This window comes from Streptomyces sp. S186 (genome assembly GCF_051603415.1).
Taxonomy (GTDB): Bacteria; Actinomycetota; Actinomycetes; order Streptomycetales; family Streptomycetaceae; genus Streptomyces.
In genome coordinates this window covers 7,108,695-7,123,814 of the sequence record NZ_CP193932.1, presented here as the reverse complement: position 1 = coordinate 7,123,814, position 15,120 = coordinate 7,108,695, and the positions used below count along the sequence as shown (strand labels likewise).

At 74.3% G+C, this 15,120-nt stretch carries 13 protein-coding genes; 7 read left to right on the top strand and 6 right to left on the bottom strand.

Annotation, left to right across the window (positions count from 1 at the left end; all coding sequences use genetic code 11):
* Window positions 1-132: 132 nt before the first annotated feature.
* Window positions 133-1,260, bottom strand: coding sequence for a SchA/CurD-like domain-containing protein (locus ACRAS8_RS30700; protein WP_438489235.1), 1,128 nt, complete (start codon window positions 1,258-1,260; stop codon window positions 133-135).
* Window positions 1,261-1,551: 291 nt separating this feature from the next.
* Between ACRAS8_RS30700 and ACRAS8_RS30695 the strand changes: the two genes are divergently transcribed.
* The 6 genes from ACRAS8_RS30695 (at window position 1,552) to lnt (ending at window position 9,647) form a co-directional block, all read left to right on the top strand.
* Window positions 1,552-3,186, top strand: a complete 1,635-nt coding sequence (locus tag ACRAS8_RS30695; protein ID WP_438489234.1) for an FAD-dependent oxidoreductase — start codon at window positions 1,552-1,554, stop codon at window positions 3,184-3,186.
* A 126-nt stretch (window positions 3,187-3,312) separates the two neighbouring features.
* Window positions 3,313-3,618, top strand: coding sequence for a hypothetical protein (locus ACRAS8_RS30690; RefSeq protein ID WP_438489233.1), 306 nt, complete (start codon window positions 3,313-3,315; stop codon window positions 3,616-3,618).
* Entirely contained in the window at window positions 3,578-4,066 is a 489-nt protein-coding gene (locus tag ACRAS8_RS30685) for a glutathione peroxidase (protein ID WP_438489232.1), read from the top strand. The genes ACRAS8_RS30690 and ACRAS8_RS30685 overlap by 41 nt, the downstream gene beginning before the upstream one ends.
* Before the next feature lie 160 nt (window positions 4,067-4,226).
* Window positions 4,227-5,831 (top strand): GAF domain-containing protein, encoded by a 1,605-nt coding sequence (locus tag ACRAS8_RS30680; RefSeq protein ID WP_438489231.1) that lies wholly within the window; start codon window positions 4,227-4,229, stop codon window positions 5,829-5,831.
* A gap of 106 nt (window positions 5,832-5,937) precedes the next feature.
* On the top strand, window positions 5,938-7,842 hold the full coding sequence (locus tag ACRAS8_RS30675; protein WP_438489230.1) for an ABC transporter ATP-binding protein: 1,905 nt from the start codon (window positions 5,938-5,940) through the stop codon (window positions 7,840-7,842).
* A gap of 227 nt (window positions 7,843-8,069) precedes the next feature.
* Window positions 8,070-9,647, top strand: coding sequence for an apolipoprotein N-acyltransferase (lnt, locus tag ACRAS8_RS30670; protein WP_438489229.1), 1,578 nt, complete (start codon window positions 8,070-8,072; stop codon window positions 9,645-9,647).
* Here the strand turns inward: lnt and ACRAS8_RS30665 are convergent.
* Together ACRAS8_RS30665 and ACRAS8_RS30660 are read right to left on the bottom strand one after the other, a co-directional pair.
* Complete coding sequence (locus tag ACRAS8_RS30665; RefSeq protein WP_438489228.1) at window positions 9,610-10,524, bottom strand: Gfo/Idh/MocA family protein; 915 nt, start codon at window positions 10,522-10,524, stop codon at window positions 9,610-9,612. The two genes, lnt and ACRAS8_RS30665, sit on opposite strands and share 38 nt — an antisense overlap.
* A gap of 81 nt (window positions 10,525-10,605) precedes the next feature.
* Window positions 10,606-11,817: an FAD-dependent monooxygenase gene (locus ACRAS8_RS30660; RefSeq protein ID WP_438489227.1), complete on the bottom strand. Its 1,212-nt coding sequence runs from the start codon at window positions 11,815-11,817 to the stop codon at window positions 10,606-10,608.
* A 219-nt stretch (window positions 11,818-12,036) separates the two neighbouring features.
* On the opposite strand from ACRAS8_RS30660, the gene ACRAS8_RS30655 reads away from it, so the two are divergent.
* Window positions 12,037-12,654 carry a TetR/AcrR family transcriptional regulator gene (locus tag ACRAS8_RS30655; protein WP_438489226.1) on the top strand — a complete coding sequence of 206 codons (618 nt, stop codon included), beginning with the start codon at window positions 12,037-12,039 and terminating at the stop codon, window positions 12,652-12,654.
* Window positions 12,655-12,741: 87 nt separating this feature from the next.
* On the opposite strand, the gene ACRAS8_RS30650 is transcribed toward ACRAS8_RS30655, so the two are convergent.
* The 3 genes from ACRAS8_RS30650 to ACRAS8_RS30640 all read right to left on the bottom strand — a co-directional run bounded on the left by ACRAS8_RS30650 (window position 12,742) and on the right by ACRAS8_RS30640 (window position 15,094).
* Window positions 12,742-13,362: a hypothetical protein gene (locus tag ACRAS8_RS30650; protein WP_438489225.1), complete on the bottom strand. Its 621-nt coding sequence runs from the start codon at window positions 13,360-13,362 to the stop codon at window positions 12,742-12,744.
* A 71-nt stretch (window positions 13,363-13,433) separates the two neighbouring features.
* A complete protein-coding gene (locus ACRAS8_RS30645) occupies window positions 13,434-14,102 on the bottom strand; it encodes a uracil-DNA glycosylase (RefSeq protein WP_438490644.1) in 669 nt (222 codons plus the stop codon).
* A gap of 221 nt (window positions 14,103-14,323) precedes the next feature.
* Window positions 14,324-15,094, bottom strand: coding sequence for an SDR family oxidoreductase (locus tag ACRAS8_RS30640; protein ID WP_438489224.1), 771 nt, complete (start codon window positions 15,092-15,094; stop codon window positions 14,324-14,326).
* Between the last annotated feature and the right edge of the window lie 26 nt (window positions 15,095-15,120).

Genomic DNA, 15,120 nt, shown 5'->3' with positions numbered 1-15,120 from the left:
CTCCAGGGGCGTGCTGCCGGTGGACGGGTGGGACGGTGCAGACGTCGATGAGGCCGTGAAGGGCGAGAAGATCGAGAAGGGGGACGGCCGCGTGGTACGGCCGGTGGCTCGTCGGCAGGTGACCGGCGCGGCTCAGGCGCCGGCGGCCCGGCGGTCGGTGACGAGGTCCATGTCGGCGCGGGCCAGGAAGCGCGCGAGCTCGCGGTCGCTGGTCAGGCCGCCGGCCAGGTCGCCGTCGAGCAGCCGCCGCAGCACGGCGAGGCCACGGGGGCCACGGGCGCCGAGGGACACCAGCGGGTCGCGGTCGAGCGGGGCCCGCAGGTCGACGAGGCGGACGACGATGTCGTCGCGCTGGAAGATGGTGCTGCTGTGGACGGGCCACGCCGGGTCGTCGGCGGCCTCCTCGTCCTGACGGGCCAGCAGCTTGGCCAGCGTCATGCCGCAGCCGTCCTTGGCCGGGTAGAAGAGCGCGTGCCGCTCGATGTCCCCGGAGTCCCCGGGCTGCCGGCCGCCGGTCGCCACGTGGTGGACCGCGGGCAGCGCGGCGCGGGTGAAGAACACCCGGGCGGAATCGGGGTCGTTGAGGTCCCGGTCCTGCTCCAGGTACGGGTTGATGGCCTCCTCGACGGCCCGGACCTCGGGCTGCCGGGAGACATGGCGCAGCGCGGCGACCAGGTCGCCCTGCACCTCGATGGTCCGCACGACGCGGTTGCCGTACATGAAGAGGGAGGTGCGCAGCAGCCGGGTCGCGTCGTCGACCCGGGCCTCGGGGGAGGTGTAGCCGGAGAGGATGTCGGCCACCATCGACTCGCTGCCGGGCTTCACGGTGAAGGTCAGGGCGTGCCGGACCACGCCGTCGCCGACGCGGGGGTGTGCCTGGAGCCGGCCCTTGGCGGACTCGGGGGTGCGGGCGGCGGCACCGGAGGTCTCGCGCAGGACGCTGAAGCGCAGGGAACGGGTATCGCGTACGCAGCTGTGCAGCGGCTGCACCATCTTCACGTGCTCCTCGCTGTTGACCCAGGCGAGGAACGGCGGGGCGCTCTCCCACTCGCTGGTGATCAGCCACTGGGAGGGGTTCTCGATGGACTGGCACAGCTGGTCGCTGATGTGCCCGGGGACGGACGCGACCTGGTTCCGCAGCTGCTCATAGGCTTCCAGGAACTCCTGCTGGGCACCTTCCTGCAGGTCCAGCAGGAGCACGACCCGGAGTCTGGATCCGTCGAAGGCGGACTGCGATATTCGTTCCGACAGCGGTGTCATCGTCTACGCATCTCCTCCGGGGCGGCGGGCCCCTGTGGTGCGTCGTCAGTTCCGGGCGACCCGGGATTCCGGTGTCTCCCGCACTCCCGGTGCGATCCGGGCGACTGAGCCGGATGGGGGGACCTCCGGCCCCGGCGTGTCGCGGGCGGCGGTCCGGATTCGATCGTGGCCAACACCCACGGTCGGCGCGAGATCTGTGAGCCATGCAGGTGAACCGTGATGGAAGGCGCCGCAGGCCGGGCATGCGTTGCTCCATCTCCCGTACGCGTCGCTGGAGCTGGAGCCAAGCACATGAACCCGAAGGCCGAGGACCGGGTGCCGGTACTGATCGTGGGCGGGTCCCTGGTGGGCTTGTCCGCCTCGCTGTTCCTGGGACGCCTGGGGGTCCCGCACGTCCTGGTCGAGAAGCACCCGGCGACGTCGCGGCATCCTCGCGGACGGGGGAACAACGTCCGCACGATGGAGCTGTACCGGGTGGCCGGCGCCGAGCGCCGGATCCGTGAGGCGGCCTCGGTCCTCGCCGACAACCACGGGATCCTCCAGGCCCGTTCACTGACCGGCGACGAGCAGGAGTGGCTGTTCCGGGAGATCGACCCGGGCGGCGCGCTGGCCCGCTTCAGCCCGTCCCGGTGGTGCCTGTGCAGCCAGAACGACCTGGAGCCGGTGCTGCTGGAGTGCGCCCGTGAGCTGGGCGGCGACCTCCGCTTCCACACCGAGCTGATGACGTGCGACCAGGACGCCGACGGGGTCACGGCCGTGGTCAAGGACCGGAACACCGGCGAACACACCACCCTGCGCGCCGACTACCTCGTCGCCGCGGACGGGCCGCGCAGCCCGGTACGGGAGCGGCTGGGCATCGGCCGGTCCGGCCCCGGCGACCTCTTCCACAACGTCAGCATCACCTTCCGGGCCCCGGAGCTGGCCGACGCGGTCGGCGACCGGCGCTTCATCGCCTGCTACCTGACCGACCCGGAGGCCGACGGGGCGCTGCTGCCCGTGGACAACCGCGCGGAATGGGTCTTCCACGCGCCCTGGCACCCCGACCGGGGCGAGACCCTGGAGGACTTCACCGACGCGCGCTGCATCGAGCACATCCGCCGGGCGACCGGCGTACCGGGCATGGCGGTCGAGATCACCGGCAAGGCGCCCTGGCACGCCGCGGAGCGGGTCGCCGAGCGGTACTCCGCGGGCCGGATCTTCCTCGCCGGCGACTCCGCCCACGAGATGTCCCCGACGGGCGCGTTCGGCTCCAACACCGGCATCCAGGACGCGCACAACCTCGCCTGGAAGCTCGCCGCGGTTCTCGACGGCTCCGCGGCCCCCGCGCTGCTGGACACCTACGAGGAGGAGCGCCGGCCGGTTGCCGAGGTGACCAGCGCCCGCGCCTCGGCCCGGTCCGCCGAGCACAGCCACCCCGGCTACGACCCGGGCCCCGGTGGCGGCGGCCGGCAGAGCGGGGTACTGACCGTCGCCCTCGGCTACTGCTATCCGCGCGGCGCGGTCATCGGCGCCGACCCCGAACTCCCCGTCGTCCCCGAGCGGATGCGACTGACCGGCGAGCCGGGCACCCGGGCCCCGCACCTGTGGGTGCACGCGGACGGCGCGCGGCGCTCCACACTGGACCTCTACGAGCGGTCGTTCGTCCTGCTGACCGGTACCGAGGACGGCAAGATCTGGCGCGCCGCGGCGGAGGCGGCCGCCGCGCACCGGACGGCCCGGCTGGACCACTACCGCGTGGGAACCGACGCCGACGCCGACCTCGTCCCGGAGGGCGGCGCCGACTGGGCCGAACTCCACGGGACGACTCCCGAGGGCGCGGTGCTGGTGCGACCGGACGGTTTCGTGGGGTGGCGCGCCGAGGGCCGGGTCGCCGACCCGGAGGGTGCGCTGCGCGAGGTACTGGGCGGCCTGCTCCGCCGGGCCTGAGCCAACGGGCCGGCCGGGCCGGTCCCTCTGGAACGTATCTTCTGACCTTCACCGCCGCAGGGGTCATCTGGCGCGTGACCGGCCCCGTGCCGCAACTCCCGGGGCGATGTGGTGTTGAGTCCGGGCATGGACGCCAAGAAGACCGCGGGGCCTTCCTTCCACCGCATCTCGCTGCCGCACCAGCCGCCCCGGCTGCCGCCGCCCGCCGCCCGGCGGCCCGCCGACGAGGAGACGCCGATCTTCGACCAGCTGCTCAGGGAGTGGCGGGCCGGCGAGCTGCGGCCGGCGGTCACCTGGCCGATCGACGAGGCCGGGAAGACCAGGCCGGGCACGGTTGTTGGGGGCGATGACGGACGTCCCCGTCCACGGAACCGTACTGAGGAGCCCGAGCATGAGCCTGTACGACATCCCGCTGCGCACCCTGACCGGTGAGCCCGCCTCCCTCGCCGACTATCAGGGCAAGGCCCTGCTGGTGGTCAACGTGGCGTCCAAGTGCGGGCTGACCCCGCAGTACACGGGCCTGGAGCGGCTCCAGCAGCAGTTCGCCGACCGTGGTTTCAGCGTTCTGGGCTTCCCCAGCAACCAGTTCGCGGGCCAGGAGCCGGGCACGGCCGAGGAGATCGCGACGTTCTGCTCGACGACGTACGGCGTCAGCTTCCCGCTGTTCGAGAAGACCGACGTCAACGGCGCGGACCGGCACCCGCTGTACGCCGAACTGACCGCCACCCCGGATGCCGAGGGCGCGGCCGGCGACGTCCAGTGGAACTTCGAGAAGTTCCTCATCGACCACACCGGCGCGGTGGCCGGCCGGTTCCGGCCGCGGACGGAGCCGGAGGCGGCGGAGCTGGTGGCGGCCATCGAGGCGGCACTGCCGGCCTGATCCGCGGCGTCCCGGCGGCGGGCCGGGCCGGTGCGCGGTGCCGGCCCGGCCCGGGCGACGGCGCGGCCGTCCCGATGTCCCTCTTCCGGGCGAATTAGACTGGTCGCAGCCGTATCGTTTCACCCCGTTTCCGCGCTGCGCCGAACCAGAAGCCGTCCTCATGCCGCCCGTGTCGCCGTTCCCCGAGCCCACCGACCCGCACGCCGGGGCCGGGGCCGAGGGCTCGGCGGCGGAGCTCGCCGAGCAGACCGCGCAGAGCCTGCGGCATCTGGCCGGCGGTCCGCTGTCCCGGCTGCCGCAGCTGCTGGAGGCGATGGTCGCGATCGGCTCCGACCTGGACGTGCACCGGGTGCTGCACCGGATCGCCGAGACCGCCGCGTCGCTGACCGGCGCCCGCTACGCGGCCGTGGAGGTGCTGGACGAGGACGGCGAGGGGCTGCGCGACCTCATCACCCACGGCAGCCCACCCGAGGGCCGGCCGACCGGCCCGTTCGCCCTCCGGGTGCCGATCAGGGTGCAGGGCGAGCTGTTCGGGAGCGTCTTCCTGGCCGGGAAGGCGGACGGCGCGGCGGCGGGGTCCGCCGCGCACGACGGGCGGTTCGGCGAGGTGGATCTCCAGCTGGTGCGGGTGCTGGCCACCGAGGCCGGCATCGCCATGGGCAACGCCCGGATGCATGCCGCGGCCCGGCAGCGCAGGCGCTGGATCGACGGCGCGGCGTCGGTGACCACGGCGCTGCTGGCCGGTCCGGAGACCGGTTCCACGACCGAGCACGCACTGACGGTGGTCGCCGAGAAGGGCCGGGAGCTGGCCGAGGCGGCGACCGGCGCGGTGCTGCTGCCGCAGCCGGACGGCGCGATGGAGGTGGTGGCGATCTCCACGGAACTGCCCGAGTCCGTACGTGCCGAGGCGTACGGGGGCACGATCCCGCCGGAGAGCCCGGTGCTGCACCGGATCCACGCCGGGCAGGCGGTCTTCTCCGACGACTTCGCCGGCGATCCCCGCTCGATCTCCCCGCTGTCGCGCCACTACGGGCCGACGATGCTGCTGCCGCTGCGCAGCGGCAGCCGGGTGCTGGGCGCGCTGGCCCTGTGCCGGGCGTCCGGCGGGCCCCGTTTCACACAGCTGGAGCGGACGCTGGGCACCCAGTTCGCGTCCCAGGCGGCGCTGGCGCTGGTCCTGGCCGACCGCCACCGCGACCGGGAGCGGCTCGCGGTCTACGAGGACCGGGACCGGATCGCCCGGGATCTGCACGACCTGGTGATCCAGCGGCTGTTCGCCACCGGGATGCTGCTGGAGAGCGCCCAGCGGACCGCGGTCCTCCCGGAGGTCAAAGAGGGCGTGGGGCAGGCGGTCGACGAGCTGGACGCGACGATCCAGGAGATCCGCACCGCCATCATCGCGCTCCAGCAGGGACCGCCGGAGGTGCCGGCCGGGCCGCGCACCCGGATCCTGCGGGAGGCCGGCGCGGCCGCGGCCGTGCTGGGCGCCCGGCCGTCGGTGCAGTTCGTCGGGCCGGTGGACGCGCGGGTCGGCGCGGAGTGTGCCCGGGAGCTGGTGGCCGCGGTCGGGCGGGCGCTGGCGGAGGTGGCGCGGACGGCGACCTCGGCGCGGGTCGTCGTGGACGCGACCGCCACCCTGGCCGACGGCCGGGCGGGGGTGCGGATGACGGTGACCGGCGAGGGCGGTGAGGACGGTGCGGGCAGCCAGGAGCGCGAGGACGGTCCGGGCGCGCCGGTGGTCTGGGAGAGGCCCCTGCAGCCGTAGGGCAGGGGCCCGAATCCCTTGACCTCAAGATTGGTTGAGGTTCTAGGTTCTTTCGTGTCGCCGGCTGCACGGCGATCCCGTGACGACCGGCAAACAGGAGGCCGCGATGGACATGGAAGTCACCGCCTGGCACGCGCTGCACAGCACGATGACCGCCCAGCGGGGGAGGCACCGCTTCTCCCGGGGGACGCTGCGCCGGATCGCGGCCTTCGCCCGCCCGCACCGCCGGATGCTGGTGTGCTTCCTGGTGCTGAGCACCGTCACCGCGCTGCTCGCGGTGGCGACCCCGCTGCTCGCCGGGCGGGTGGTGGACGCGATCGTCGGCGGCAGGTCGGCGGGGCTGGTCGTGGAGCTGTCCGGGCTGATAGCGGCCATCGCGCTGGCCGAGGCGGGGCTGGGGCTGCTGACCCGCTGGCTGTCGGCGAGCATCGGCGAGGGCCTCATCCTCGACCTGCGCACCACCGTCTACGACCACGTCCAGCGGATGCCGATCGCCTTCTTCACCCGCACCCGCACCGGCGCCCTGGTCAGCCGGCTCAACAACGATGTGATCGGCGCCCAGCGGGCGTTCAGCGACACCCTCTCCGGAGTCGTCAGCAACATCGTCACGCTGCTGCTCACGCTCGGTGTGATGCTCAGCCTGTCCTGGCAGATCACGCTGATCGCGCTGGTGCTGCTGCCGGTCTTCGTGCTGCCCGCCCGGCTGGTCGGCCGGCGGCTGGCGGCCCTGCGGCGGGAGGGCGCCGACCACAACGCCGCGATGGGCACCCAGATGACCGAGCGGTTCTCCGCGCCCGGTGCCACCCTCGTGAAGCTGATGGGCCGGCCGGCCCACGAGTCCGCGGAGTTCGCCGCCCGGGCCCGCCGGGTGCGCGACATCGGCGTCCGCTCGGCGATGGTGCAGACGTACTTCGTCACCGCGCTCACCCTGGTCTCCGCGCTGGCGCTGGCCGTGGTCTACGGGCTGGGCGGCTTCCTGGCGCTGCGCGGGCAGTTGGAGGCGGGCTCGATCGTCTCGCTGGCCCTGCTGCTCACCCGGCTCTACGCCCCGCTGACCGCGCTGTCCGGCGCGCACATCGAGGTGATGAGCGCGCTGGTCAGCTTCGAGCGGGTCTTCGAGGTGCTGGACCTGGAACCGCTGATCACCGAGCGGCCGGACGCCCGGCCGGTGCCGCGCGGCCCGGTGTCGGTGGAGTTCGACGCGGTGCGCTTCGGCTACCCGTCCGCCGACAAGGTGTCGCTGGCCTCCCTGGAAGAGGTCGCCACCCTCGACACCCGGGGCGGCGAGGAGGTCCTGCACGGCGTCTCCTTCCGCGCCGAGCCGGGCCAGATGGTCGCCCTGGTCGGCTCCTCGGGCGCCGGCAAGTCCACCATCGCCCAGCTGCTGCCGCGGCTGTACGACGCGGATTCCGGTGCGGTGCGGCTGGCGGGGGTGGACGTCCGGGATCTGACCGCCGCCTCGTTGCGCGACACCCTGGGCATGGTCACCCAGGACGGCCACCTCTTCCACGACTCCATCCGGGAGAACCTGCTGCTGGCCGCCCCCGAGGCCACCGAGGACGCGCTGTGGGACGCGCTGCGCCGGGCCCGCCTGGACGAGCTGATCGCCGGCCTGCCCGACGGTCTGGACACCGTCGTCGGCGAACGCGGCTACCGCCTCTCCGGCGGCGAACGGCAGCGGCTGACCATCGCCCGGCTGCTGCTGGCCCACCCCCGGGTGGTGATCCTGGACGAGGCCACCGCCCACCTGGACAACACCTCGGAGGCGGCCGTCCAGGAGGCGCTCACCGAGGCGCTGGAGGGGCGGACCGCGCTGGTCATCGCCCACCGGCTGTCGACCGTGCGGGCCGCCGACCTGATCCTCGTCGTCGAGGGCGGCCGGATCGTCGAGCGGGGGACGCACGAGACGCTGCTGGCGGCCGGCGGCCGGTACGCCGAGCTGTACCGGACGCAGTTCGCCGCCGCGGACGCCGGGCCGGAGCCGTCCCCCGCCCCCTCACTGGTGAACTGACGACACCGGTGAACTGGCGAATCTGGTGAGCTGACGACGGCGGCCGCCGGACCGGTCGAAGGCCCTCGCCTCTTGGGCGGGGGCCTCTCTGTACCCACCACGGGAGCGGCGATCCGGGTGCACGAGAAGTGGCGGAAGCCGGGGAGGGCTGACAACCCTTGAGCGTGGCAAGAGATACCGACGGGATGCACCGGACGTGGGAGCAGGCACGGCGACAGGGAGCCCGTATGGACATACCGTTCGGCCACCGGAGACGGGAGGCAGGTTCCCTCTGGATACGCGGCCCGGCCGCCGCGCTGGCGGGCGCGCTGCCCGCCCTCGCCTTCCCCGCGCCGTCCTGGTGGTGGCTCGCCTACGGGGCACTGGTGCCGTGGCTGCTGCTGGTGCGGTCGGCGCACACCGCCCGGCGGGCGGCGGTGTACGGGTGGCTGGGCGGCACCGGCTTCATGCTGGCGGTGCACCACTGGCTGCTGCCGAGCCTGCATGTCTTCATCCTGGTGCTGGCGCTGCTGCTGGGGGCGCTGTGGGCGCCCTGGGGGATGCTGGTGCGGACACTGCTGGGCGGGGCGCCGTCCGCCGGGCGGGCCGCCGCCGCGCTGGTGCTGGTGCCATCGGGCTGGCTGATGGTCGAACTGGTCCGTTCCTGGGAGTACTTGGGCGGGCCGTGGGGGCTGCTCGGCGCCAGCCAGTGGCAGGTGCCGCCCGCGCTGCGGCTGGCGTCGCTCGGCGGGGTGTGGCTGCTGAGCCTGCTGATCGTGGCGGTGAACACCGCGCTGGCCGGGCTGATCGCCGTCCCCGCGGCCCGGGTGCCGGCCGTCGCGGGCCTGCTGGTGTGCACGCTGGCCGGCACCGCGGCCTGGCTGTGGGCGCCGCTCCCCCGGCCCGCCGGGACGGTGCGGATCGCGATCGTCCAGCCGGGCCCCGGCGGCACGCCCACCCAGCGGCTGGACCACAGCGAGGCGCTCACCGGCGCGCTGGCGGGCCGCGGGGTACGCCTGGTCGTCTGGGGCGAGAGCAGCCTCTACGAGGACCCGGCCGACCATCCGGCGCTCGCCGCCCGGCTGGCCGCGCTGTCCCGGCGTACCGGCGCCGACCTGCTGGTGAACGCCGACGCACCGGACTCCGGCAAGCACGGCATCGCCAAGAGCGCGGTGCTCATCGGCCCGCACGGCCCGACCGGCGACCGCTACGCCAAGATGCGGCTGGTGCCGTTCGGCGAGTACATACCCGCGAGGTCCCTCCTGGGCTGGGCGACGAAGGTGGGCAAGGCCGCCGCCAGCGACCGCCGGCGGGGCACCCACCAGGTGGTGATGGCGCTGCCCGCCGCGGCCGGACTGCGGGCCGGGCCGCTGGTCTGCTTCGAGACCGCCTTCCCCGACATGAGCCGCCGGCTGGCCGCCGACGGTGCGCAGCTGCTGGTCGCCCAGTCCTCGACCGCGACGTTCCAGGACAGCTGGGCGCCGGCCCAGCACGCCTCCCTGGGGGCACTGCGTGCCGCGGAGACCTGGCGCCCCATGGTGCACGCCACGCTCACCGGCGTCAGCGCGGTGTACGGGCCACGGGGCGAACCGGTCGGCGAGCGGCTGGGCACCGACCGCAGCGCGGCGGCCGTCTACGACCTGCCGCTGGCCCACGGCACCAGCCCGTACACCCGGTGGGGCGACTGGGCGGTCGACGGGGCGGTCGCCGCACTGCTCGCCTACGGGGCGATCGAGGCGGGCCGCGCCGTCCGGCGGCACCGCGCCGATCGCTCCGCGGGGCCCGGGGCTAGCTCGGGGCGGCAGCCTGTGCGAGCGCCTCGGTGACGACCCGTTCGCACAGTTCGTGCGTGCGCAGCGCGTCCCGGGCCGACGGCCGCCGCCCGGCCCGGACGTCGTCCAGGAAGGCCAGCACGATCTGCTCGATGCCCCGCTGACGGGCCACCGGCTCCCAGTCACCGCGGCGGCGGATGCTCGGCTGCCCCTTGTGGTCGACGACCTCGGCGAGGTTGACGACCTGGCGCCGGGCGTCCTGGCCGGAGACGTCCAGGAGTTCCTCGACGGAGCCGCTGCGGCGGTTCATGGTGCCGAGCGCGGTGAAGCCGTCGCCGGACAACTGGAGCACCACATGGTCCATCAGGCCGTCCCGCACCCGGGCCCGGACGTCGATGTGCTCGATCTCGCCGGGCACGAGGAAGCGCAGGGTGTCGACGACGTGGATGAAGTCGTCGAGGACCAGCGTGCGGGGGTCCTCGGGCATCCCGGTGCGGTTCTTCTGGAGCAGGATCAGTTCGCGGGGGTGCTCCAGGCACTGCGCGTAGCCGGGGGCGAAGCGGCGGTTGAAGCCGACGGCCAGGCCCACCCCGCGCTCCTCGGCGAGGGCGACGATCCGCCGGGTGTCGGCGATGTCGTAGGCGATCGGCTTGTCCACGTAGGTCGGCACGCCGGCCTCGATCAGCCGGGTCACCAGCTCCGGGTGGGCGACCGTCGCGGCATGGACGAAGACGGCGTCGGGCTTGGCGGCGAGCAGCCCGTCCAGGTCGGCGTGGAGCTGCCGCCCGGTCAGCCGGTAGGTGTCCCCGGCCTGTTGCAGCGCGGCCGGATTGCGGGTCTGCAGATGCAGCTCGACCCCGGGCTGCGCGCCCAGTACGGGGAGATACGCCTTGCGCGCGATGTCCCCGAGTCCGATACAGGCGACCTTCACTCGACTTCTCCCTTGGTTTCCGCGGTCCGGTGCCCGGCTCGTCGCCGGCTCGTCACTCGTCCGGGCATCTGATCACGCAGCCTACGGGGCGGTCGGCGGCCGCCAGTCGGCGATGCCGTCCAGGCCGCGCAGCGCGAGGTCGGGCGCCAGGCGGGCGGTGACCGCGAGCAGGACGCCGCGCAGCGCGCAGGCGGGCCGGGACCGCCAGGTGGTGAGCCGGCCGATCCGCCCCGAGCGGCGGACCACGGCCATGGTGCGGGGCAGCCGCTGCCGGGTGTAGGCGGCGAGCGCCGGGGCGAGGGCGGCGTCCGGCGCGGCGTGGTGGGCGAGGACCACGGCGTCCTCGACGGCCTGGCAGCCGCCCTGCCCGAGATTGGGCGTCATGGGGTGCACCGCGTCGCCGAGCAGCGCGACCCGGCCATGGTGGAAGGCCGGCGGCGGGGCGGCCGCGGCGTACACGTCGTTGCGGAGGACCGCGGCCGGGTCGGCGGCGGCCAGCAGCTGCGGGACGGGCCGGTGCCAGTCGCCGAACCGCCGCAGCAGCTCGGCCCGTTGGTCGCCGCCGTCCCGGCCGCCGCCGGGCGGGACGGCCGCGGTGGCGTACGCGTAGATCCGCCCGTCGTGCAGCGGCAGGGTGCCCCACAGGCTGCCCGGCCCCCAGGTCTCGTGCGCGGTGTCGGGGTCGGAGAGCCCGGCGGCGTCGGCGGCGGGCACCACGAAGCGCCAGGTGGTGAAGCCCGCATAGCGGGGCGCAGGGTGGGCGGGGAAGAGCGCGCGGCGGACGGCGGAACGGATGCCGTCGGCGGCGACGACGAGGTCGGCGGTCAGCTCCTCCGGTTCGCCGTCCGGGCCGGTGGTCCGGACCCGGGCGGGCCGGTCGTCGCGCAGCGGATCGCCGGGGTCCATGAGGGTGGCCGGAGCGCCCGTGCGGACCGCGGCGCCGGGCAGGCGGCCGGCGAGCAGGGCGACCAGGTCGGCACGGTGGGCGACCACGACGGGGCCGCCGAACCGTCGGACGGCGGCCGCGTTGTCCGTGCGGGCCAGCAGCCGCCCGTCGGGCCGGCGGAGCTCGCCCGTCAACTGCCGGGAGGCCATGGCGCGGACCGCGTCGCCGACGTCGACGGCGTCCAGCGCGCGCTGTGCGTTGGGGGCCAGCCCGATGCCCGCGCCCACCGGCTCCAGGGCGGCGGCCCGTTCCCGTACGGTCACCCGCCAGCCCCGCCGGTCCAGCGCCACCGCGGCGGTGAGCCCGCCGATCCCGCCGCCGATCACGATCGCGGTGCGTTCCGTCATGTCACAGCCTCCTTGTGGCTTGGTGTCGCCGGGGTTGCATGTCCAAGTGCTGACATGCCGAAGTGTCGACGTGCCGGGGTGCCGACAATGCGACTACATCTGTAGTGGCGACTCACGGCGAGACTACAGATGTAGTTGCGCAACGGTGAACGGAGGGCCCGAGATGCGCCGCACTACGCCCGCAGTTCCCGTGCCCCGGCCCGCGTTAGGCTCCCCCGCATGAACGCCCGTACCGCCGCCGCCTCGTCCGCTCCGCTCCCCCGGCACCGGCTGATCGCCGACACCGCCCTGGCCCTGCTCGCGGAGCGGGGCATGCGGGGGCTGACGCACCGCGCCGTCGACGAGGCGGCCGGGCTGCCGCAGGGCTCCACGTCGAACCTCGCACGGACCCGGGCGGCTCTGCTGACGGCCGCGGTGCGGCGGCTGGCCGAGCGCGAGGCGGCGGTGCTGACGCCGGATGAGATGCCGCGCGCCGCCGACCCGGCGGACGGCGCCCCGGCGGCCCTCGCGGATGCGCTCGCGCTCGCTCTGCACCGCTATCTCTCGCACCACCGGGCGTTGCTGATCGCCCGCTACGAGCTGGCGCTGGAGGCCACCCGCAGGCCGGAGTTGCGGGAGGTCTACGACGGGGCGGGCCGGGCCTTCAGGGAGCCGGTGGAGGCGTTGCTGAGGGCGGCCGGTTCGCGCGCGCCGGAGCGGCAGACGCTGGCCCTGGTGGCGTGGTGCGACGGGGTGCTGTTCTCCTGCGTCGCGGGGCAGTTCCATGCCGCGGCGCCGACCCGCGACGCGCTGCGCGCCTCGTGTGCGGAACTGCTCGACGGGATGCTGCGCGGCTGAGCCGGTGACCGGCGCGGCGGGCGACGGGCGGGGACGACGGCCCGCAGGGCCAGCCGCGGGCAGACCCTGGGCGGTCGGCCGGCAACGCTATCGGGATGGCCCCGAGGCGCCCTCGATGCGCAGTTCCAGGCGCTCGATCGCGGCGGTGAGGCGCCGCCGGTAGTCGCCCTCGGCGAGGGTGCGCACCGAGGCGCGGGCCCGCCGGAGCTGGGCGCGGGCGTCGGCCGGACGGTCCAGTCCGGCGTAGTCGGCGGCGAGGTTGAGGTGGAGGGCGGGGAAGAACGCCCGGACCGCGGCGAAGGGGTGGCGGGCGCCCGGCCCGCCGGCGGGGCCCGCTTCGCCGACCGTCGCGGTCCCAGTGGCCGGCTCGGCGACGGTCTCGGCGGCAGGCTTCGCGGCCCGGGCCCCCGGGGGCCGCTCCGTGACGAAGCCCTCCGCCTCCTGAAGGGCACGCAGGTTCCAGTCCAGCGCGTCACGGGGGTCGTCCTGGGTGCCGGCCATGTAGTGCGCGAGGGCACAGCGATGGAAGGCGTCACCGCGTGGGCCGATCTCCTGCCACAGCGCGGCCAGGCGATTGCGGGCCTCTTCCCGGTCGCCGGCGCGATGCAGCATGATCGCCTGGCCGATCCGGGTCAGCATGCGGTCCTCGTGCTCCGCCTCCCGTCGCTGCTCCGCCACCGCGCACTCCCCGTCCTCGATCGCCGCCACCGCCTGCTCCCCCCGACGCTAACCGCCGGGGGGAAGCTCCGCGCGGTGTGCGCGACGCACCGGGTGGCCGGTCAGCCCAGGTCGGGGATGCGCCAGTCGATCGGGGCGTGGCCCTGGGCGGCGATCGCGTCGTTGATCTGGGTGAAGGGGCGGGAGCCGAAGAACTTCTTCGCGGACAGCGGCGAGGGGTGCGCGCCCTGGACCACGGCGTGCCGCTCCTCGTCGATCAGCGGCAGCTTCTTCTTGGCGTAGTTCCCCCAGAGGACGAAGACGGCCGGGTCCGGGCGGCTTGCGACGGCGCGGATCACCGCGTCGGTGATCTTCTCCCAGCCCTTGCCCTTGTGGGAGTTGGCCTCGCCCTCGCGGACGGTGAGAACGGCGTTCAGCAGGAGGACGCCCTGCTGGGCCCAGGGCATCAGATAGCCGTTGTCCGGAACCGGGTGGCCCAGCTCCTCCTTCATCTCCTTGTAGATGTTGCGCAGCGACGGCGGCGTCTTGATCCCGGGCTGCACGGAGAAGCACAGGCCGTGGCCCTGGCCGGCGCCGTGGTACGGATCCTGGCCGAGGATGAGCACCCTGACCTGGTCGTAGGGCGTGGCCTCCAGCGCCGCGAAGACCTGCTCGCGGGGCGGGTAGACGGGGCCGGCCGCGCGCTCCTGCTCGACGAAGTCGATCAGCTCCTTGAAGTAGGGCTTCTCCAACTCCTCGCCCAGGACCCCGCGCCAGGACTCGGGCAGCATGTCGGTGACCACGTCAACAACCTCCGGTGTGCGTTCCGTTCTCTCCTCAGAACCTACCGGCGACCACTGACAATCCCCGCCGCGGGCCGTCCGCCGGGGCCCTCGGCGGCATTCCCGCTCCTCAGGCGACGTCCAGCGGGCCCGCCGGCACCACCGTCACCGGGCCGGGCCGGACCCGTGGGATCAGGCCGGGGGCCGCCCCTTGCGGCGGCCCCCGGCCGTCACACCCCGGCGTTCAGGAAGAGCCCGCCGTCCACGACGAGATTCTGCCCGGTGATCCAGCCGGACGCGTCGGACAGCAGGAAGGCCGCGGCCCCGCCGATGTCCTCCGGGACGCCCAGCCGCCCCATCGGGTAGGCGGCGGCCGCCTCCTCCTCGCGGTTCTCGTAGAGGGCCGCGGCGAACTTGGTCTTGATCACCGCGGGGGCGATGGAGTTGACCCGTACCGCCGGCGCGAACTCGTGCGCCAGCTGGAGCGTCAGGTTCACCATGGCCGCCTTGCTGATCCCGTAGGCGCCGATGAACGGCGAGGGCGCGACCCCGGCGATCGAGGCGATGTTGACGATCGCGCCGCCGTTCTCCTTCTGCCAGGCGTGCCAGGTGCGCTGGGCGAAGCCGAGCGCCGAGACGACGTTGGTCTCGAAGACCTTGCGCGCCACATTGAGGTCGAGGTCGGCGATCGGGCCGAACACCGGGTTGGTGCCGGCGTTGTTGACCAGGTAGTCGACCCGGCCGAAGGTCTCCATGGCCCGCTCGACGGCGGCGGCCTGGTGCGCCTCGTCGTGGGCCTTGCCGGCGACGGCGAGCACCCGGTCGGCGCCGAGCTTCTCGGCGGCCTCCTTGAGGGCGTCCTCGTTGCGACCGGTGATGACGACCCGGTCGCCGCGGGCCACCAGGGCCTCGGCGATGCCGTAGCCGATGCCGCGGCTGGCCCCGGTGATCAGGGCCACCTTGCCGGAGAGCATCGGCAGCCCGCCGTCCCGCTCTGCCATATCCCGAATATCCCTCATACCCCGCA

Coding starts and splice junctions, on each gene's coding strand:
- ACRAS8_RS30655 (WP_438489226.1), top strand. CDS start 12,037: ATGAACGCCCGTACCGCCGCCGCCTCGTCCGCTCCGCTCCCCCGGCAC.
- lnt (WP_438489229.1), top strand. CDS start 8,070: ATGGACATACCGTTCGGCCACCGGAGACGGGAGGCAGGTTCCCTCTGG.
- ACRAS8_RS30695 (WP_438489234.1), top strand. CDS start 1,552: ATGAACCCGAAGGCCGAGGACCGGGTGCCGGTACTGATCGTGGGCGGG.
- ACRAS8_RS30640 (WP_438489224.1), bottom strand. CDS start 15,094: ATGGCAGAGCGGGACGGCGGGCTGCCGATGCTCTCCGGCAAGGTGGCC.
- ACRAS8_RS30685 (WP_438489232.1), top strand. CDS start 3,578: ATGAGCCTGTACGACATCCCGCTGCGCACCCTGACCGGTGAGCCCGCC.
- ACRAS8_RS30675 (WP_438489230.1), top strand. CDS start 5,938: ATGGACATGGAAGTCACCGCCTGGCACGCGCTGCACAGCACGATGACC.
- ACRAS8_RS30680 (WP_438489231.1), top strand. CDS start 4,227: ATGCCGCCCGTGTCGCCGTTCCCCGAGCCCACCGACCCGCACGCCGGG.
- ACRAS8_RS30645 (WP_438490644.1), bottom strand. CDS start 14,102: ATGCTGCCCGAGTCCTGGCGCGGGGTCCTGGGCGAGGAGTTGGAGAAG.
- ACRAS8_RS30700 (WP_438489235.1), bottom strand. CDS start 1,260: ATGACACCGCTGTCGGAACGAATATCGCAGTCCGCCTTCGACGGATCC.
- ACRAS8_RS30660 (WP_438489227.1), bottom strand. CDS start 11,817: ATGACGGAACGCACCGCGATCGTGATCGGCGGCGGGATCGGCGGGCTC.
- ACRAS8_RS30690 (WP_438489233.1), top strand. CDS start 3,313: ATGGACGCCAAGAAGACCGCGGGGCCTTCCTTCCACCGCATCTCGCTG.